This is a genomic window from Nitrobacter winogradskyi, from assembly GCF_006539545.1.
In the GTDB taxonomy this organism is placed as follows: domain Bacteria; phylum Pseudomonadota; class Alphaproteobacteria; order Rhizobiales; family Xanthobacteraceae; genus Nitrobacter; species Nitrobacter winogradskyi_A.
Map to the genome: position 1 here is coordinate 118833 of NZ_BJNF01000016.1, position 18997 is coordinate 137829.

The following is an 18997-nucleotide window of genomic DNA, read 5'->3' on the forward strand; positions in this document are numbered from 1 at the left end:
TGGTCGTGAATGAGGTCTGGAAGCAGCCATCGGTCTCGCTCGAAGCGTACAGGCAGATGATTGGTCAGGAGATCGGCGTTTCCGCGTGGCACCTGATCGATCAGAAGCGGATCGACCTCTACGCCGACGTGATCGACGACCATCAGTTCATCCACGTCGACCCGGAGCGGGCCCGGACAACAGCTTTCGGCACAACCGTCGCGCATGGATTCCTGACCATGTCGCTGCTCAGCGTCATGTCGCACGAGGTGATTCCACCGGTCACTGGCGTCACCATGCGGGTGAATTACGGCTTCGACCGCCTCCGTTTCATATCGCCCGTCAAATCCGGATCGCGCGTCAGGGGCCGCTTCACGCTAGCCGAGGCGACGCTTCGCAAGCCCGGCGAACTGCTGTCACGCACCGCCGTCAGCGTCGAGATCGAGGGTGAGACGCGGCCAGCGCTCGCCGCCGACTGGCTTGCCATTCTGTACTTTTCCTGACGACCGCCCTGTGCCGCTTGCATGCGTGACGTCCTCCATATCCAGTCCGCGGTTCTCGGCGCGGGTCCCGCCGGACTGATGGCGGCGGAAGTGCTCGCGCGCGGGGGTGTGCGCGTGACCGTGTTCGACGCCATGCCGTCGGCCGGCCGCAAGTTTCTGATGGCGGGGCGCGGCGGTCTCAATCTGACGCACAGCGAGCCGCTACCGCAGTTTCTCGCGCGCTATGGCGCGGCCGCAACGTATTTGAAGCCGGCGATCGACAGCTTCACGCCGGCAGCGCTGAGAAAATGGGCCGGCGATCTCGATCAGCCGACGTTCGTGGGGTCGAGCGGCCGCGTGTTTCCGAAAGCGCTCAAGGCGTCTCCGTTGTTGCGTGCGTGGCTTAGGCGGCTTGATACGCTTGGCGTGACGTTGGCGCTGCGGCATCGCTGGATCGGCTGGGACCACGCCGGTCATCTAAAATTTCAAACGCCTGACGGCGAGCGCACGGTGGCGGCGGATACGGCGATCATGGCGCTTGGCGGCGCGAGCTGGCCGCGGCTTGGCTCCGATGGCGCGTGGGTCGAACAGCTTGCGTCCAAAGGGGTCGCCACGTCGCCGCTGCGACCGGCCAACTGCGCCTTCGACGTAGCGTGGAGCGCTGTCTTTCGCGATCGCTTCGAGGGCCGGCCGTTGAAGAACGTCGCGCTGTCGCTAGGTTCGCATACGGTACGCGGGGAAGCTCTCATCACGCGTGAAGGCATCGAGGGTGGAGGGATCTATGCCCTCTCGGCGGTGTTGCGCGAACGCATCGACATCGCGGGAAACGCTGTTTTGTACATCAACCTTCGGCCTGATGTCGCGACGGATCAACTCGCCGCGCGCTTGAGCACGTCGCGCGGAAAACAGTCGATGTCCAACTGGTTGCGCAAAGCGGCGGGTCTTTCGCCGGTCGCGATCGGACTATTGCGGGAAGCGCCGACTGATCATCATCCGGCATCGGCGCAGCCGGCATCGCTTGCGGCGTCGATCGGCGCTGTTCCGGTCACGCTGACCGGTGTGGCGCCGCTCGCGCGGGCGATTTCGTCCGCCGGAGGCATTGCGTTCAGCGAGCTTGACGAGGATTACATGCTCCGGCGTTTGCCGGGCGTCTTCGTGGCAGGCGAAATGCTAGACTGGGAAGCGCCGACCGGCGGCTATCTGTTGCAAGCCTCGTTTGCGACCGGCGTTGCGGCCGGACGAGGCGCGCTGAAATGGTTGCGGTGTTAGAGCATGCTCCCGACCCGAAGGGCGCGTCAGCGCAAAGCGGTGAACCGGTTTTCGGATAAGATCATGCTCAATCAAAATAGAGACTGCTTCTAGAGTCTGCTTCTGATGGGAGCCTCGGATTTTGATCTGACGCGTTGACTCACGCGAACAGGTCATCCGCTTCGCTCAGAAACGCTATGGATGCGCGCTCTCAGGCCTGCTCGATCTCTTCGCGAAGCATTTCCAGCTCTAGCCAGCGATCCTCAGCCTGTTGCAGCTCCGCCTGGGCCCTGGCAAGCGCGGCGGAAGCCTGATCGAAGGCCGCGCGGTCTCTCGCATAGAGGTCGGGATCGTCAAGGCGCCGCTGTTGCTTGGCCATCTCGGCCTGAAGCTTATCGATCGATTTCGGGAGCGTCTCCAGCGCGTGTTTCTCGTTGAAACTGAGCCGCCGCTTGCCGGGGACCGGTGCGGGCTTCGCGGAATGGCCTGCCTCGGACACAGGTGCGGATTTCGCTGCCTCGCGCTTGAGGTCGTCGCCGCGCTGCGCCAGCATGTCGCTGTAGCCGCCGGCGTATTCGATCCAGCGGCCGTTGCCTTCGGGGACGATCACCGAGGTCACGACGCGATCCAGAAAGTCACGATCGTGGCTGATCAGGATCACGGTGCCCTCGTAGTCTCCGAGCATGTCCTCCAGCACGTCGAGCGTTTCGAGATCGAGGTCGTTGGTCGGCTCGTCCAGCACCAGCAGGTTGGACGGCTTTGCCAGAGCGCGCGCCAGCATCAGCCGGCCGCGTTCGCCGCCGGACAACACCTCGAGCGGCGTGCGCATCTGCTCTTGCGCGAACAGAAAATCCTTCATGTAGCTGACGACGTGCTTCGGCTTGCCGCCGACCATGACGTGATCGCCGCGTCCTCCGGTCAACGCCTCCGTCAGCGTCGATTTCGGATCGAGGCTTTCGCGGTGCTGGTCGAGCGTCGCCATCTCGATGTTGGCCCCGAGCCGGATGGTGCCGCTGCCGGGGGTGTCGGCTCCCGTGAGCATGTTGATCAGCGTGGTTTTGCCTGCGCCGTTGGGGCCGACGATGCCGATGCGGTCGCCGCGCTGGATACGGATCGAGAAGCCGTCGACGATGGTCCGCTCGCCGTAGCGCTTGCTGATGCCTTTGGCCTCGATGACGAGCTTGCCGGATTTATCGGCCTCCGCAGCGGCGAGGGTCGCGCTGCCCGCCGTGCCGCGATAGTCGCGGCGCTGCTGGCGCAGTTCATGAAGACCGGCGAGTCGCTTGACGTTGCGCTTGCGCCGGCCGGAGACGCCGTAACGCAGCCAGTGTTCCTCGGCGACGATCTTGCGGTCGAGCTTGTGCTGATCGCGCTCCTCTTCCGCCAGCACCTCGTCGCGCCATTCCTCGAACTTCGCGAAACCCCGGTCGATCTGCCGGATCTTCCCGCGATCGAGCCACGCGGTGCTGCGTGAGAGATTGGACAGGAAGCGCCGGTCATGGCTGATGAGCACCAGCGCGCCGCGCCGCGCGCCGAGTTCACCTTCCAGCCATTCGATGGTGGTGAGATCGAGATGGTTGGTCGGTTCGTCCAGCAGCAGGATGTCGGGCGAGGGGGCCAGCACCCGCGCCAGCGCCGCGCGCCGGCTCTCGCCGCCGGAAAGGTGCGCGGGATCTTCCTCGCCGGTGAGGCCGAGCTGTTCGACCAGATAGCGGGCCTGATAGGGATCGTCGCCGGGGCCCAGCCCCGCCTCCACATAGGCCAGCGTGGTTTCGAATCCGGCGAAGTCCGGCTCCTGCGGCAGATAGCGCACCGTGGCGCCGGGCTGCACGAAGCGGCTGCCGCTGTCGGGCGCCACGAGGCCGGCTGCGATCTTCAGGAGCGTGGACTTGCCGGAGCCGTTGCGGCCGATTAGGCAGAGCCGCTGGGATTCAGATACCGTGAGTTCAACGCCGGATAAAAGCGGCGTGCCGCCGAACGTCAGCGCGATATCCTTCAACTGGACGAGCGGCGGCGCCATCGTTTTCAGCCCTGCTGTGCCGCGCAGGCGCGCTGGATGCGGCGAATGGCCTGGTCCAGCGCCGACAGGAAGGCGGAACGGTCGCGCGGCTGGAATGAGCGCGGTCCGCCCGTCACTTCGCCGCTCGCGCGCAGGTCGGTCATCAGGTTGCGGACGGCCAGTGTCATTCCGATCGACTGCTCCGTGAACGGCTTTCCGTTCGGCGCGATCACGCCGGCGCCCGCTTTGACGCATCGGCTCGCCAGCGGAATGTCCGCCGTGATGACGATATCGGTGTTGCCGGCGCGTTCCGCGATCCAGTCGTCGGCCGCATCCATGCCGGGTCCGGCCGCGATGCGCTCGATCAGGGGATGGTCGGGGACGCGGATATATCCTCCCGCCACCACGCTGACGGACACGCCGTGACGCTCCGCGACGCGATAGATTTCGTCCTTCACCGGGCAGGCATCGGCGTCAACGTAGAGGCGAATGGCGGTCAATGGCGGATCGTCGGCTGCACAGACATCATGGCAGCGCGTGTTACTCCATGTGAGGAAGGATTGCGAGCACGGTGCTGACGTCTCAAGTCGCAGAGGTGCATGTAGCCATCAAACGTATATCTATGGTTGTATGAACTGGATTTATTCCAGATAGCTTGACCACTTGCGAAAGCGACCTTGCAGCGCAATAGAGCGTGAAGCTATGGAATTGCGTGGGGTTTTTGATCTTTTCTCAGTTTGCCGATGGCCCAGACGGCCGGGTTGATCCGAAAGACGATGACCCACGGAACCATGGGCGGTTGCGCTGGCGATCTGCGCTGCTAAACTTCCGGGAAAAACATTGTCGCGTAGGCTGCCGAGCGGCTGCGGAAAGACGGATCCATGGATGATGATGTCCAGCGTTGCGTTGATGCCGGGACCGGATCACGCGACAGCTTTCGGGGGGTGGAGGCCGCGATGACCGCGGCAAGCGCTATCCGTCCTTCGCCGAGCGGCGATGCCAGCGTTTATGCCGCGCTTGATCTCGGCACCAACAACTGCAGGTTGCTGATCGCCTCGCCGGCAAGCGACAGCTTTCGAGTGATCGATTCGTTTTCGCGAATTGTCCGGCTGGGCGAAGGCATCTCATCGACAGGGTGTATCAGCGAGGCGGCGATCGAGCGGACGATCGCGGCGCTTGCGATCTGCCGTGACAAGATCCGCGCGAGGAAAGCGGGCCGCCTGAGGCTGATCGCGACCGAGGCATGCAGGGCGGCGTCGAACGCCGAGAACTTTCGCAGCCGTGTCGTCGCCGCCACGGGCATCCAGCTTGAGGTGGTGGATCGGGAAACGGAAGCTGCGCTCGCGGTGATCGGTTGCTCCCCGCTGGTTCATCCCAAAGCGAGCGGCGCGATCCTGTTCGACATCGGTGGTGGTTCGACAGAGCTCGTGCGGATAGAACGCCGTCGCGAAGGCGACCTGCGCACCATCGCATGGATCTCGATTCCGGTCGGTGTCGTCACGCTGGCCGAGTGTTTTGGCGGCCACGACATCACGCCGCAATCTTACGCCTCCATGGTGAAAGAGGTTGCCGGGCATATTGCTACGTTCGCGGACGCCTATGGCCGCGACCTTTACGGAATGCACCTTCTGGGCACCTCGGGCACGGTGACGACGCTTGGCGGTCTCCATCTTGGCCTTGCGCGCTATGATCGCCGCAAGGTTGACGGCATCTGGATGAACGACATCGAGGTGACCCAGGCCATCGCGCGACTCTGCGGCATGGATTATCAAAAGCGGGTCGCCAACGGCTGTATCGGGATTGAACGTGCCGATCTGGTTCTGGCGGGCTGTGCCATCCTGGATGCCATTCGACGGGCCTTTCCCTTGCCTCGTCTGCGGGTCGCGGATCGTGGTCTGCGCGAGGGCATGCTGGTTGAAATGATGCGCGAGGATGGCGCATTCAACTGAGTTGATGCACAAGAACGATCTTTCGCCATTGCCGGGCAAAGCGCGCAGCGCGTCTTCGCGCAGGCGACCCGGCAATCCATCCGCGTGAACGAGACCATGATGTCGGCAGCGCGGCTTGTTTTCTGATGGATGTCCGGATCAGGTCCGGGCACGACGGTTCGATATGGCGAAAGATACCACCGGCCGGCTGCATGTGACCGTCAAAACCGGCGGCAAGCGAAAGCTGTCGTCCAAGCTTTGGCTCGAGCGGCAGCTCAACGATCCCTACGTGGCGCAGGCGAAACGCGACGGCTGGCGCTCCCGCGCGTCCTTCAAGCTGATTGAAATGGACGACAAGCATCGCTTCCTGAAGCCCGGCATGACGGTCGTCGATCTCGGCGCGGCGCCCGGCGGCTGGAGTCAGGTCGCCGCGAAACGCGTGGGGGCCGCTGAAGGCAAGGGCAAGGTGATTGCCATTGATCTCCTGGAGATGCCGGAGATCGTCGGCGTCACCTTTGCCCGGCTCGATTTTCTCGACGACAGCGCTCCCGACAGGCTGCTCGCGATGATGGATGGGGCCGCGGATGTCGTGCTTTCCGATATGGCGGCCAACACGACCGGCCATCGTAAGACCGACCAGCTGCGGATCGTGGGGCTGGTCGAGAGCGCGGCGGCGTTCGCGGCCGACGTGCTGCGGCCCGGCGGAACGTTTATCGCAAAAGTCTTCCAGAGCGGGGCGGATGCCGGTCTGCTCGTGCAACTCAAGCGCGACTTCCAGACGGTCCGGCATGTGAAGCCCGCCGCGAGCCGACAGGACTCCTCAGAACGCTATGTCATGGCGACGGGCTTTCGCGGCGGTACGAGGGATAAGTCTTGATCGGTTCAGTCCGCGTAAGATAGCCAGCCCTTGAAGCTGAAACCGGCATAGAACAAGCTGATGTTGGAGAAACCGGCCTCCTGCAACATCGTTTCCTCTTCCTCCGGCGCGAGTATTGATAACCTGTCGGCTATGGCCTGTCGGGACTTTTCCATCTGATCGGGGCTTGTGTCATGTCGCGCACCGAATGCGACATGACGAGCGATCCAGAGCGACCGCTCGGGTTCTGTCTGCGGGAAGCTGATATGGGCAACCACAAAGGGCGCGCCTGGTTTGAGACGACGGCGGATCTGCTTCAACGTTCCCGGCCGGTCGTCACGGGGAATGAAGTGAAAGGTCAGCAAGGATGTGGCGGCATCGAACGGACCCTGTGGCGCATCGTCGATATAGCCCTCGTGCAAACGCACGCGCTTTGCATGTCGTTCGATTGTCCGCTCAGCGAGCCGCAGCATGGGAGCGGACGGGTCCACCGCGTCGAATGACCAGCCGGGGTGCGATTCCGCGAAAGTCTTGAGTTCCAGCCCTCCGCCGGCGCCCAGGACCAGCACGCGAGCGTTTTCGGGGACTTGTTCCGCGAGCAGCATCGTCGTCATCCGATGCAGATCGGCGAATCCCGGCACCTGACGAGGTGGGCCTTCAGCGTAGGTATTCACCGCCGCTCCCGAGAATGGGTCCATGTCGAATTTCTCCTGCGATCTTGAGGAAAAAAAGCTTAGCTTATCCGCTGATCCCGCGCCGTAACGGTCTCGCGGGACGCTTCCTCCTCAGCCTCGGATTCCCGGGTAGGATCGGAAATGATGACCATGCGCCGGCCGGAAACCTGATGACCGGCATCGGCCGGCAGCCGCATGAAATAGAAGGTGGACATCGCCGACAGCACGGACACGACCAGAAATCCGGGGCCGAAATCGCCTGCTGTCAATTCCGTGCCGTGGCGGAACAGCATCGTTGTCTCCACCGAGAATGCGCCGAGCGCGACCCCAGCTGAAATCGCCAGTTGCTGATTGACGCTGGCCAGCGTGGTCGCACGGCTCATCCGCTCGGGCTCGACGTCGGCATAGGTCAGGGCGTTGATCGCGGTGAACTGCAGCGAGCGAAAGAAGCCGCCGACAACGAGAATGATCATGATCAGCAGCAGCGGCGTCGTAACCGTGAACAGCGCGCAGGCCGCGAGGAAGACCGAACTCACCACCGCGTTGACAGTCATGATGTTGCGGAAGCCGAAAGCGCGGATGATGCGGGCTGCCAGCGTTTTCATGCCGATGGCGCCGACGGCTGACGAGAATGTCACGAGTCCGGAGCCGAACGGCGACAGGCCGAAGCCAACCTGCATCAGAAGCGGCAGCAGGAACGGCATCGCGCCGACGCCGACACGAAACAGAAATCCGCCATAGATACTGGCCCGGAACGTCGGCAGGCGCAGCAACGTGAAATCCAGCGCCGGCTGTTCGATGCGGCGGGCATGAATCATATAGGCCGCCATCGAGGTCGACCCGACCCCGATCAGCGCGGTCACCACCGTCCACGGCAACAGGTTGAGACCGGCGACCGAGAGGCCGAACGCAATGCCGCCCACCCCGAGGCCGGCCAACATCATGCCGTAAAGGTCGAAGCGTTCGGGATTGTCGCTGCCGATCGGGTCGATGTAGCGCTGCGCCATGAAGATGCCGATCAGGCCGACCGGAATGTTGATCAGGAAAATCCAGTGCCATGAGAAATAGGTGGTGATGAAGCCGCCGAGCGGCGGGCCGACCACCGGCCCGATCAAGGCGGGTATCGTCACCCACGCCATGGCGCTGACCAGCGCGCTCTTGTCGATCGAACGCAGCAGCACCAGCCGGCCGACCGGAGTCATCATCGCGCCGCCCAGCCCTTGCAGGGTTCGGGCGATCACGAAATCCGTCACCGATGATGACAGCGCGCAGCCGATCGAGCCGATCATGAACACCACGATGGCCGCGCTGAAGACGGAGCGCGCCCCGAAACGGTCCGCGGTCCAGCCGCTTGCCGGTATGAATACCGCCAGCGACAAGAGGTAGGACGTGATCGCGAGCTTCAGCGTCAGCGGGCTGGCGCCGATGTCGGCGGCGATCGCCGGCAGCGATGTCGCGATCACCGTGGAGTCCATGTTCTCCATGAACAGGGCGGCGGCGACGATGAGCGGGACCAGGCGTTCCTTGTTCATGCGGGCTCGCGGGGCAAGCGGATGGGAGGCGGCGCTGTAGCACCTATTTGAGCCGGTGCGCTATTGCGCGGCGCGTGAGCCTTCCTAAATCCTTGGTGAACTCTGGGAGATCTTGCGATGATCTACGTGCTCGCCGTCCTGCTGCCGCCGCTCGGATTGCTGTTCAACGGCCAGCCGTTCTCGGCCATCCTGAACGTGGTCGTGATCGTGGTTTGCGTGATTTTCGGGCTGATCTTCCCGATCCTGTTCCTGGTGCCTTCGGCGCATGCGGTGATCGCCGTCTATATGAAGCGGGAGGATCGCCGGCATCGGGAGGTGGTCGATGCGATCCGGGAGCACGGACCGCCGCCGAACTATCCCCGCTGAACGGGCTGGAAAAGCTCCCGCAGGGCAGCCAAATGCTTTGATTCCCGTGGCCGCCGTGCTATCGACCACCGCCAATCCCTTCGATGGAACCTCATTCGACGGCGACGCCAGGGGTGTCGCTGGTCGGCCATTCCATCCCGATGGGTTTCGCGGCGGCCGCGCCGCCCAATGGAGTTGGCGATGGCGCTTGAAAACGGATATCGGGATATCAAAGAAGCCTATACGTTCGACGACGTCCTGCTGAAGCCCGGTGCGTCCGACATCCTGCCCTCGGAGGCCGATGTCAGTTCCCGCGTTACCCGCGCCATACCGCTCAACATCCCGATCATGGCCTCCGCCATGGATACCGTCACAGAAGCGCGCATGGCGATCGCGATGGCGCAGGCCGGCGGCCTGGGCGTCATCCATCGCAATTTCGATGTGGAGGGGCAGGCCGCGCAGGTGCGGCAGGTGAAGAAGTTCGAGTCAGGCATGGTGGTCAATCCGCTGACCATCGGCCCCGACGCGATGCTGTCCGACGCGATGGCCCTGATGAGTGATCACGGATTCTCCGGCATTCCGGTGGTGAACGGCGGCAGCGGCGCCTCTCCGGGCAGGCTCGTTGGCATCCTCACCAACCGTGACGTCCGCTTCGCCACGGATCCGCGGCAGAAAGTTTCCGAACTGATGACGCACGAGAACCTGGTGACGGTGCGTGAGGGCGTCAGCCAGGAAGAAGCCAAGAGGATGCTGCACAAGCATCGCATCGAGAAACTGCTGGTCGTCGATGACCAGTATCGCTGCGTCGGCCTCATCACCGTCAAGGACATGGAAAAGGCGGTGGCGCATCCGCTGGCCAGCAAGGACTCGCAGGGGCGGCTGCGTGTCGCTGCGGCGACCACGGTGGGTGAAGGCGGCTTTGAGCGCACCGAACGGCTGATCGACGCAGGCGTCGATCTGATCGTCGTGGACACCGCGCACGGCCACTCCAGCCGCGTGCTGGAAGCGGTCAACCGCATCAAGCGGCTGTCGAATGCGGTACAGGTCATCGCGGGCAACATCGCCACGGCGGAGGGTGCGCAGGCGTTGATCGATGCGGGGGCCGACGCCATCAAGGTCGGCATCGGTCCGGGTTCGATCTGCACCACCCGCATCGTCGCTGGCGTCGGGGTGCCGCAGTTGACCGCCATCATGGATGCGGCCGAGGCGGCGAAAAAGGCCGGCGTGCCCGTGATCGCCGATGGCGGCGTGAAGTACTCCGGCGATCTCGCCAAGGCGCTCGCCGCGGGTGCGGACATCGTCATGGTCGGCTCGCTGCTTGCGGGCACCGACGAAACGCCCGGCGAGGTGTATCTGTGGCAGGGGCGCTCCTACAAGGCCTATCGCGGCATGGGTTCGGTGGGAGCGATGTCGCGAGGCTCGGCCGACCGCTATTTCCAGCAGGATATCAAGGATACGCTGAAGCTCGTTCCGGAAGGAATCGAGGGACAGGTGCCCTATAAGGGGCCGGTCGGCAATGTCATGCATCAGCTCGCGGGCGGCCTGCGCGCGGCTATGGGATATGTCGGCGCGCGCAATCTCGCCGAATTTCATGACAAGGCGCGTTTCGTCCGCATCACCGGTGCGGGGTTGCGCGAAAGCCACGTCCACGATGTCACGATCACGCGCGAAAGCCCGAACTATCCCGGCGGCGCCTGACCACGGTCGTCTCAATTGCACCGCACTGCGGCGCGAGAAATGGGTTAGGGTCAAGCCACCGGCGTTTTATGCCGGACAGCGCTTTCATTGCTCCGTTCGCCGGAAATGGCATGCGGGCGATCACTATAGCGTTTTCGAGCGAACCGGATTCCACGTCGCTCGAAAACGCTACAGTTCTGAGCGATTAACATTGCCTCCAATCGAAAGCATGTCATGACACCCGCCGCGCGGCTCTCCGCCACTATCGAAGTGATCGAGGCCATCGACAGCCAGCGGATACCGGCAGCGAAGGCGCTCAAGGAGTGGGGCACGGCGCACCGCTTCGCCGGCTCCGGCGACCGCGCCGCGATCTCGGGACTGGTTTACGACGTACTGCGCCGTCAGGCGTCCAGCGCCTGGATCATGGACGACGATACCCCCCGTTCGCGCCTGCTCGGTATGCTGAAACTGGAGCGCGGCATGAATAGTGACGCGATCGCGTCACTGTGCGACGGCGGCCGTTTCGCGCCCGAACCGCTGACCGATGGGGAGCGGCAGGCGTTGGCCTCGCGCTCGCTACTGGATGCGCCCCCTCATATCGCCGGCGATTATCCGCAATGGCTCGACGTCTATCTGGATGAGGCGTTCGGCGATGATCGTGCCGCCGAGGCGGCCGCGATGGCGTGCCGCGCGCCACTGGATCTTCGGGTCAACACGTTGAAAGCGAAACGCGACAAGGTTCTGGGATCGCTGCAACATCTCGGCGTGACGGCGACGCCGTGGTCGCCGCTGGGCTTGAGGATCATGCTGGGCGCGGATGCACGCAATCCCGGCATTCAGGCTGAGGAAGAGTTTATCAAGGGCGCCGTCGAGGTGCAGGACGAGGGCTCGCAAATCGCGGCGCTGCTGTCGGGAGCGAGGCCGGGCGAGCAGGTAATCGATCTTTGCGCCGGCGCTGGCGGCAAGACGCTGACGCTGGCCGCCATGATGCAGGGCAGGGGCCGGCTGATCGCGACCGATCGCGATAAGCGGCAGCTTGCGCCGATCCACGAAAGGCTGTCCCGCGCCGGCGTGCATAACGCCGAGGTCCGAACCCCGAAGGGCGAGGACGATCCGTTGTCCGATATCCGGGCGTCGGCCGATCTCGTGCTGATCGACGCGCCCTGCACCGGGACCGGCACCTGGCGGCGTAACCCGGACGCGAAATGGCGGATGCGGCCCGGCGCGCTCGATATCCGTTTGAAGGATCAGGCCGAGGTGCTTGATCGCGCGTGCGCGCTCGTGAAACCGGGTGGACGCGTCGTCTACATCACCTGCTCGGTACTGCCGCAGGAAAACAGCGGGCAAATCCGTAAGTTTATCGGACGGCATCCGGATTTTTCAGTAATCCCGCCGTCGCAGACCGCTTCCGTACTGTGGGCCAGGACGGACGACTTTCTTGCGGCGGTTTATGTGTCGGACGAGGGATTGCTGATGACCCCGCGCCGGACCGGAACGGATGGGTTTTTCGTCTCGATTCTGACGAAGCGCTGACTGAAAGCTTTCGTCATGCTCGGCGCCCGCGTCTTGCCTTCGGCCTCGTATCAACGACGTGGATGGCCGGGATAAACCCCGCCATGACGCGTTTTGGCGGTTGCGACGCTGTGGCCGGTCGCGTATCTGCTGGCCATGACAGCCTCCAGCAAAACGTTCGTGTCAGCGTCGGATTCTTCTGCCGACGTGCCCCCTGCGCATGACAAGATTCTGATCGTCGATTTCGGCTCCCAGGTCACGCAACTGATCGCGCGGCGCGTGCGGGAGGAGGGCGTCTATTCCGAAATCGTGCCTTTCCAGAAGGCGGAAGCCGCGTTTCTTGCGATGAAACCGAAGGCGGTGATCCTGTCCGGCGGGCCAGCCTCCGTTCTCGACAGGGATGCGCCCGCGGCGCCGATGGCGATCTTCACGGCCGGTGTGCCCGTGCTCGGGATCTGTTACGGCGAGCAGACCATGGCGCAGCAGCTCGGCGGCACTGTCGAGGCCGGGCATCATCGCGAATTCGGCCGCGCCGCCATTGAGGTCATCGACGCCTGTGCGTTGTTCGACGGTGTCTGGGAGAAAGCCGGCACATACGACGTCTGGATGAGCCACGGCGACAGGGTGACAAAGTTGCCCGATGGTTTTCGCGCCGTGGCGAAAGCACCGGGCTCACCGATCGCGGTGATCGCCGATGACGCGCGCAGGTTCTATGCGATGCAGTTTCATCCCGAGGTGGTGCATACGCCCGACGGCGCAAAACTGCTCCGCAACTTCGTGCGCAAGGTGGTCGGCCTCAAAGGCGACTGGACCATGCGCGCCTTTCGCGAGGAGGCGGTCGAGAAGATCAGGGCGCAGGTCGGTCAGGGCCGGGTGATCTGCGGTCTGTCCGGCGGCGTTGATTCATCGGTGGCGGCGATCCTGATTCACGAGGCGATCGGCGACCAGCTCACTTGCGTGTTCGTCGACCATGGAATGCTGCGCAAGGATGAAGGCAAGACGGTGGTGGATATGTTCCGCCATCACTACAATATTCCGCTGGTCCACGTTGACGCGTCGAAGCAGTTCCTGAGCGAGCTTGAAGGAGTCACGGATCCGGAAGCGAAGCGCAAGACCATCGGTCGTCTCTTTATCGACGTGTTCGAGGCGGAGGCGAAAAAGATCGGCGGCGCTGACTTTCTCGCCCAAGGCACGCTCTATCCTGATGTGATCGAAAGTGTTTCGTTCACCGGAGGACCGTCGGTGACGATCAAGTCGCACCATAATGTCGGCGGTCTGCCTGACCGCATGAACATGAAGCTGGTCGAACCCTTGCGTGAACTTTTCAAGGACGAGGTGCGATTGCTGGGGCGGGAGCTCGGCCTGCCGGAAATTTTCGTCGGCCGTCATCCCTTCCCGGGTCCCGGGCTCGCGATCCGTTGCCCCGGCGAGATCACCAACGAAAAGCTGGATATCCTGCGTGAAGCTGATGCCATCTATATAGACCAGATCCGCAAGGCCGGGCTCTACGATGACATCTGGCAGGCGTTCGCGGTGCTGTTGCCGGTGAAGACGGTGGGGGTGATGGGCGACAGCCGTACCTACGACTATGTCGTCGGCCTGCGCGCGGTGACATCGACCGACGGCATGACCGCGGATTTCTATTCCTTTGACATGCGATTTCTCGGCGCGACGGCGACACGGATCATCAATGAGGTCAAGGGCGTAAATCGCGTGGTGTATGACGTGACGTCGAAGCCGCCAGGCACAATTGAGTGGGAGTGAATTAGGGTGGTTTCAGACCATCTCGCTCCGTGCCGAAAATCGCACGACCCCGTTGATTAGTAAGGATTATTTTTCTTACCCCGTATCGCTGCATGTCACCCCAACCCAGCCACTTTGTTGGTAGCGATGTTGGTATGGCGCAGGATGGTCGAGAAACGGGCTTTCGCTACCAACAACCCCTTTGTTGGTATCCGTTTGCCCCCAGACCGGATGCGGATTTATGGGCGATCTTACTGATAAAGAACTGAAAAATCTGAAGCCGAGGGCCAAGCTTTACAAGGTGACGGACCGCGACGGGATGCACGCGGCCGTCACTCCGACCGGGGTCATCTCGTTCCGGTATCAGTACCGGGTGAACGGGCGGCAGGAGATCTTGACCATCGGCCGGTATAGCGCCGAGGCGGCGCGCAAGCTGACACGCGCGCCCGATGCGCTGGAATACGGAATGGAGGTGTCGCTTGCGGAGGCGAGGACGCTGCTGGCGCGTGCCCGGCGTCAGGTCGAGCGGGGCGAGTCGCCATCGAAAGCCAAGGTGGAGAAGCGCACCGCGTCAGCCGAGGCGTTCACGTTCGGCGGGTGGGCGGAAGCCTATTTCAAGCACAAGGCCGATCCCAAGTCGGGGGCCGAAAGACTGGCCGACAGCACCTTGACGATGCGCCGATCCGTCTATGATCGCGCTATCGCGGGAGAGTTGTCGAAGCTCAAGCTGGGGGAGGTGACGCCGCAACGCCTCAAACGTCTGTGCGACGAGGTTAAGGAGAAGCGCGGGCCGGCCGTCGCCGTACATGTCCGCGAGGTCGTGTTGCTGGTGTTCCGCCACGCCCAGGGATGCGGGCTGGATGTGAGCAACCCCGCCGAGTCGATCCGCACAAGCGCCATCGCCACCTTCGAGCCGCGCGAGCGCGCCCTGTCCCCGTCTGAGGTCCGCGCGGTCCTGACTGCGTTGGATCATGTGGCGGCGGCTCCCACGCTACGTTCGGCGGTGAAGTTTGTCCTGCTGACCGGCGTCCGTAAGTCGGAGTTCATCGACGCCACATGGAAGGAAATCGACTTCGCCGCCGCGCGTTGGACTATCCCGGCCGAGCGCATGAAGGCCGGCAAGGCGCATGTCGTCCCGCTGAGCGATCAGGCGCTCGACATTCTGACGGCATTCCGCATCATGTTCGGTGCCAGCCGATACCTGCATCCCGGCCGGTACGATGGCGATACGCCGATCAGCAACGCCACGCTCAACCGTGTAATCGACACGGCCGTAGAACGCATCCGGGAGACTGATCCTGACTTTCAAAGCTTTGGTGTTCACGACCTGCGCCGCACGTTTTCGACCGGCCTAAATCGCGCCAAGTTCGATGATCGTTGGATCGAGATGAGCTTGGCCCACGCGCCTCGGAACCGGATCGCGGCGATCTACAATGTGAACCGCTACCTCGCCGAGCGGAAAATCATGCTTCAGTGCTGGGCTGACATGCTCGATGCTTGGGTGAAGGGCGAATCCGCGAGGGAGTTGATCGCCGACGCGAAGCGACGTGCCGCCGAAGTCCATGATGACGAACTGGACGACGATCTCTGAACTACATGCGGCCCGCGTCCATTCTGTCAGCCGTTGTCATTGGTGGCCGCCAGCCGGCAGGATCGGCGATCCAGCGGTCGATGTCGGATTCATGCCATCCTGCGCCGTTGATGCTGATTCTGAGCTGGGGCGGGAAGGTGCCTTCGGCAATCTTGCGATAGATGGTGGACCGGGACAGGCCGGTGCGGGCGAGGACGGTTTTCAGGCGGACGATACGGTCTGGTTCACGCATGGCTGCGCTGCCTCCTGCTGGCTGTTTCTGACGATTACAGGGACCAGACAGAACAACGATTTATCATGGTGCAAGAGATATTTGGCCATCGTAGTACTGCGGCGTACAAAGGGCGGCAAAAAGGACGGTTCTACGATCTACAATCCGATGCCTCTTCCCCTGCCGAGGCCGTGACTGAGGGCAAGTTGACGCCCGAGCCTCATCCCTGAGTCGAAATCCATGCCGATGCCGAGTTGCTTCTTGCGGCCTTCGAGCAGGGATTCGAGCTGCGGGTCGCGTTCGAGGGTGGCGACCATGTTGCCCATCTCCGCGCGCGCGGCTCTGTGGCCGGAATAGTTGCCCGCCGTATATTGCCGGTTGCCGGTCTGCTTGAGTTCCCGGAACCGTTCCACGAAACGATCCGCGCGGCGCTCCGGGCTGGTGCGAATCTCGGTTTCGAGCTGGAGGGCGCGGATGGCGCGATTGACCTTGCCCGATCCCGCCTCATGGGCAAGGCTCTCATCCTTGGCATAGGCCGCTTCCGCGTCCTGCCAGCCATAGGGCCGCACCTCATCGAATGCCTTACGGGAATCGACCAGTTCTTCCCATTGTGCGGGGCTTGCCTTGCTCCCGACATCCTCGGCGTTGAAGACCTGGCCAACGGCATGGGCATGGCGGATGAGCGCCATTCTGCGGGCGTGGCGCAAGGCGTCTTCCGAATCTATTCCGGCGTCCCGCGCCACCGCCTCGATCTCCTGCTTTATCCCCCCGCCGGTCGTCTCTCTTTCCAGCCCTTCTGCGCCGTCACGAGGTTCGCGCACGCTGAAGATAATATCGTCGATCCGGTCAAGGGCATTGTCCGGGCCGGGTATCCGTTCAACGGCAGCATCATGGGCATGGGAGGCAATACCGCGCCTCTCAGCGTAGCTCTGCGCCGGTTCGTAGTCCGTCGCCATATCCTTGGCCCGGTCCCGCGACAGGGTGTTGATGAGTTTGTCCTGACTGGCGAAGTCGTCGCGGCCGTAATGCAGGTCCATACCGTCGCGGTGCCGGGACAGGGCGACATAGCTGCCGTGGGCGTCCAAGCCCGGCGTCGCCAATACATGCGTCCGGTCCACCGTCATGCCCTGCGCCTTGTGGATGGTCGCGGCATAGCCGTGGTCGATGCGGTCGTAGTCTTTCAGATCAAACGAGATGCCGCGCCCGTCATCGGTCTGCACGGTCATGGACTGTGTGCTGACCTGTTCGATGGTGCCGAGCGTGCCATTCTTTACGCCAAGCCCGCGCTCATTTTGCAGGAACATGACGCGATCCCCGGCGGCGAAGTTTCTTTCTCCGCGTTCAACGGTTACGCGCACGTCCTCGCCCAGATCGCCAGCGTCCTGCATTCTGTCGCGGGCGGCTTCATTGAGATTGCGCACCTCGGCATTGGTGTGGGTAAGAATGATGCGGCTACTGTCGGGGGATGCCTGCCGGTCGCGGTCCCAGCGGTCGATCAGATCGTCACGCGCCTGCTCGCGGGTCTGCGCCTCATGCACCATGTCGTGCGCGTCATAGGCATGGATCGCCGCGCCGGTCGTCCCCGTTGCCAGATCGCGGGTCGCGTCACGCTGCCAGTCCTCACGCTGGCGCCACACCTCGCCGATCTCCGCGCCGCCGTGGCGTTCGTGGATAGAACGGAAGGCCGCGCCTGCCTCGATGGATTGCAGCTGCTGCGGATCGCCGACCAGCACCACCTTTGCGCCGACTTCCTGCGCATGAGACAGCACCCGCTCCAATTGCCGCGTGCCGACCATGCCCGCCTCGTCGATCACCAGCACATCGCGGGACGTGAGCATGTCGCGGCCGTTCTTCCAGCCGTGCTCCATGCTGGCGATGGTGCGGGAGGCGATGCCCGATCCGCTTTCCAGATTCTCGGCGGCAATGCCCGACAGCGCCACACCGCGAACCTCATAGCCCGACGCTTCCCAAGCCTCGCGGGCAACGCCAAGCATGGCGCTCTTTCCCGTCCCGGCATAACCGACGACAATGCCAAGGTCGCGCCCGTCAGTGACATGCGCCAGCGCATCGGCCTGCTCGCCGGAAAGGACAAGGCCGCGCTGTTCGGCGCGGGCAAGTGCTGCCTGTTTGTCGGCCTCGTTCACTTCATGGCGTTCGCGCTCGGCCATCATCTCGGCAGCGCGGTGTAACCGCTGTTCGGCCTCGATCATCTCGCGGGTCGTGAACCGATCCTCGCCCCGGCCGTCTTGCCCAAGTTCGACCAGATCGGGCGAGCCGCGCATCGCGCCCATGACTTCGTTGAACTGGTCGATGCCGTCACTGTGCCGATGCGCAAACATCGCCATGTCGCGCCGCGTGAAGGTCGATTGTTGATGTGTGATCGCATCCAGCGCAACGGAAGGATCGGCGATGATGCGCGCGCCGTTGTTGCGCGCGATCTCGCGGTGCATGTCGGCGCGGTCTGCGGCCTCGATCCCTTCGCCCTCGATCCGCTGCGCAGGCGCGCCGATCTGGCTTTGCGGCTCAAGCCCGATCCCCTGCGCCTCAAGGCTGCGGTGGTCGATGCGGGCATCTATGTCGAGTTCGGCCAGCCGCTCGTTGACATGCTCGGCCCAGCGTTCGCGCCACCGCTCCACCATCTCCGTGCGGTTCCAGTCCCGCACCTTCTGGCCGAAACCGTTCTCGTCCACGCTGCGCATGGTGAGCATGACATGGGCATGGGGTTTGGGGCTTCCGTCCTCGCCGATGTCCCAATGCACATTGAGGTCGGCGATCATACCCTGATCGACAAATTCGGCTTGGGCGAAGTCGCGGGCAAGCTCGATGCCCTGCGCCTGCGTCATCTCGCGCGGAATGGCGAACTCCACCTCGCGGGCAAGCTGTGCGTCCTTGCGCACCTCGAACGCTTCAACGTCGTTCCAGAGCCGTTCGCGGTCGGACCAGACTTCGGGCGCACTATCCGGCAACATGATCTCGGAATGGACGACGCCGCGCTTGCTGGAAAAATCCTGCACGCGGTCGATGCGCTCGTCGCGCAGCCGCGAGGCCGAACGATAGGCGGCGGACGCAACCGCGCTGCTTCCGGCCTTGCGGCCAATGACCTTGACGTGAAGATGATAGATCGCCATCGCGATCAAGCATTGCCACGGCCAAGCGCACGTCGGAACGACGTATAAGCGCGCCCTCCCTCGAAAAAATCTCGGGATGGACCGGGCTGTGC

The 18997-nt window shown here is 63.4% G+C and carries 15 protein-coding genes; 9 read left to right on the forward strand and 6 right to left on the reverse strand.

From position 1 onward, the window contains the following. The first annotated feature begins 5 nt into the window (after positions 1 to 5). Together NWI01_RS03555 and NWI01_RS03560 are read left to right on the forward strand one after the other, a co-directional pair. A complete protein-coding gene (locus tag NWI01_RS03555) occupies positions 6 to 482 on the forward strand; it encodes a MaoC family dehydratase (protein ID WP_141382594.1) in 477 nt (158 codons plus the stop codon). Positions 483 to 503: 21 nt separating this feature from the next. Next, the gene (locus NWI01_RS03560) at positions 504 to 1730 is read left to right on the forward strand and encodes an NAD(P)/FAD-dependent oxidoreductase (RefSeq protein WP_141382562.1); all 1227 of its coding nucleotides are present in this window, start codon (positions 504 to 506) and stop codon (positions 1728 to 1730) included. Between the two features lie 190 nt (positions 1731 to 1920). Here NWI01_RS03560 and NWI01_RS03565 read toward each other — a convergent pair whose 3' ends face one another. Together NWI01_RS03565 and NWI01_RS03570 are read right to left on the reverse strand one after the other, a co-directional pair. Then, positions 1921 to 3729 (reverse strand): ABC-F family ATP-binding cassette domain-containing protein, encoded by a 1809-nt coding sequence (locus NWI01_RS03565; protein WP_141382563.1) that lies wholly within the window; start codon positions 3727 to 3729, stop codon positions 1921 to 1923. A gap of 5 nt (positions 3730 to 3734) precedes the next feature. After that, complete coding sequence (locus NWI01_RS03570) at positions 3735 to 4208, reverse strand: YaiI/YqxD family protein (RefSeq protein WP_141382564.1); 474 nt, start codon at positions 4206 to 4208, stop codon at positions 3735 to 3737. 381 nt (positions 4209 to 4589) lie between these two features. On the opposite strand from NWI01_RS03570, the gene NWI01_RS03575 reads away from it, so the two are divergent. Together NWI01_RS03575 and NWI01_RS03580 are read left to right on the forward strand one after the other, a co-directional pair. After that, a complete protein-coding gene (locus NWI01_RS03575; RefSeq protein ID WP_141382565.1) occupies positions 4590 to 5657 on the forward strand; it encodes a Ppx/GppA phosphatase family protein in 1068 nt (355 codons plus the stop codon). Positions 5658 to 5820: 163 nt separating this feature from the next. Continuing rightward, entirely contained in the window at positions 5821 to 6513 is a 693-nt protein-coding gene (locus NWI01_RS03580) for an RlmE family RNA methyltransferase (RefSeq protein ID WP_141382566.1), read from the forward strand. A gap of 5 nt (positions 6514 to 6518) precedes the next feature. Here NWI01_RS03580 and NWI01_RS03585 read toward each other — a convergent pair whose 3' ends face one another. Both NWI01_RS03585 and NWI01_RS03590 read right to left on the reverse strand, forming a co-directional pair. Beyond that, positions 6519 to 7190 carry a class I SAM-dependent methyltransferase gene (locus NWI01_RS03585; RefSeq protein ID WP_141382567.1) on the reverse strand — a complete coding sequence of 224 codons (672 nt, stop codon included), beginning with the start codon at positions 7188 to 7190 and terminating at the stop codon, positions 6519 to 6521. 35 nt (positions 7191 to 7225) lie between these two features. Beyond that, complete coding sequence (locus NWI01_RS03590; protein ID WP_141382568.1) at positions 7226 to 8698, reverse strand: MFS transporter; 1473 nt, start codon at positions 8696 to 8698, stop codon at positions 7226 to 7228. A 117-nt stretch (positions 8699 to 8815) separates the two neighbouring features. Here NWI01_RS03590 and NWI01_RS03595 point away from each other — a divergent pair, with 117 nt between their 5' ends. The 5 genes from NWI01_RS03595 (at position 8816) to NWI01_RS03615 (ending at position 15566) form a co-directional block, all read left to right on the forward strand. Next, a complete protein-coding gene (locus tag NWI01_RS03595) occupies positions 8816 to 9064 on the forward strand; it encodes a hypothetical protein (protein ID WP_141382569.1) in 249 nt (82 codons plus the stop codon). 180 nt (positions 9065 to 9244) lie between these two features. Further along, entirely contained in the window at positions 9245 to 10741 is a 1497-nt protein-coding gene (guaB, locus tag NWI01_RS03600) for an IMP dehydrogenase (RefSeq protein ID WP_141382570.1), read from the forward strand. Between the two features lie 213 nt (positions 10742 to 10954). Next, positions 10955 to 12253, forward strand: coding sequence for an RsmB/NOP family class I SAM-dependent RNA methyltransferase (locus NWI01_RS03605; protein WP_141382571.1), 1299 nt, complete (start codon positions 10955 to 10957; stop codon positions 12251 to 12253). A gap of 135 nt (positions 12254 to 12388) precedes the next feature. Next, positions 12389 to 13996 (forward strand): glutamine-hydrolyzing GMP synthase, encoded by a 1608-nt coding sequence (gene guaA / locus NWI01_RS03610; protein ID WP_141382595.1) that lies wholly within the window; start codon positions 12389 to 12391, stop codon positions 13994 to 13996. Between the two features lie 220 nt (positions 13997 to 14216). Further along, a complete protein-coding gene (locus NWI01_RS03615; protein ID WP_141382572.1) occupies positions 14217 to 15566 on the forward strand; it encodes a tyrosine-type recombinase/integrase in 1350 nt (449 codons plus the stop codon). Between the two features lies 1 nt (position 15567). Here NWI01_RS03615 and NWI01_RS03620 read toward each other — a convergent pair whose 3' ends face one another. Continuing rightward, entirely contained in the window at positions 15568 to 15798 is a 231-nt protein-coding gene (locus NWI01_RS03620) for a helix-turn-helix transcriptional regulator (RefSeq protein ID WP_141382573.1), read from the reverse strand. Positions 15799 to 15935: 137 nt separating this feature from the next. Next, positions 15936 to 18905, reverse strand: a complete 2970-nt coding sequence (gene traA / locus NWI01_RS03625) for a Ti-type conjugative transfer relaxase TraA (RefSeq protein ID WP_141382574.1) — start codon at positions 18903 to 18905, stop codon at positions 15936 to 15938. Positions 18906 to 18997: the final 92 nt, after the last annotated feature.

What these genes read in the sequence shown, in the direction of transcription:
- NWI01_RS03560 (WP_141382562.1), top strand. Translation starts at nt 504, where the DNA reads ATGCGTGACGTCCTCCATATCCAGTCCGCGGTTCTCGGCGCGGGTCCC.
- NWI01_RS03565 (WP_141382563.1), bottom strand. Translation starts at nt 3,729, where the DNA reads ATGGCGCCGCCGCTCGTCCAGTTGAAGGATATCGCGCTGACGTTCGGC.
- NWI01_RS03575 (WP_141382565.1), top strand. Translation starts at nt 4,590, where the DNA reads ATGGATGATGATGTCCAGCGTTGCGTTGATGCCGGGACCGGATCACGC.
- NWI01_RS03580 (WP_141382566.1), top strand. Translation starts at nt 5,821, where the DNA reads ATGGCGAAAGATACCACCGGCCGGCTGCATGTGACCGTCAAAACCGGC.
- NWI01_RS03585 (WP_141382567.1), bottom strand. Translation starts at nt 7,190, where the DNA reads ATGGACCCATTCTCGGGAGCGGCGGTGAATACCTACGCTGAAGGCCCA.
- NWI01_RS03590 (WP_141382568.1), bottom strand. Translation starts at nt 8,698, where the DNA reads ATGAACAAGGAACGCCTGGTCCCGCTCATCGTCGCCGCCGCCCTGTTC.
- NWI01_RS03595 (WP_141382569.1), top strand. Translation starts at nt 8,816, where the DNA reads ATGATCTACGTGCTCGCCGTCCTGCTGCCGCCGCTCGGATTGCTGTTC.
- guaB (WP_141382570.1), top strand. Translation starts at nt 9,245, where the DNA reads ATGGCGCTTGAAAACGGATATCGGGATATCAAAGAAGCCTATACGTTC.
- NWI01_RS03605 (WP_141382571.1), top strand. Translation starts at nt 10,955, where the DNA reads ATGACACCCGCCGCGCGGCTCTCCGCCACTATCGAAGTGATCGAGGCC.
- guaA (WP_141382595.1), top strand. Translation starts at nt 12,389, where the DNA reads ATGACAGCCTCCAGCAAAACGTTCGTGTCAGCGTCGGATTCTTCTGCC.
- NWI01_RS03615 (WP_141382572.1), top strand. Translation starts at nt 14,217, where the DNA reads ATGGGCGATCTTACTGATAAAGAACTGAAAAATCTGAAGCCGAGGGCC.
- NWI01_RS03620 (WP_141382573.1), bottom strand. Translation starts at nt 15,798, where the DNA reads ATGCGTGAACCAGACCGTATCGTCCGCCTGAAAACCGTCCTCGCCCGC.
- traA (WP_141382574.1), bottom strand. Translation starts at nt 18,905, where the DNA reads ATGGCGATCTATCATCTTCACGTCAAGGTCATTGGCCGCAAGGCCGGA.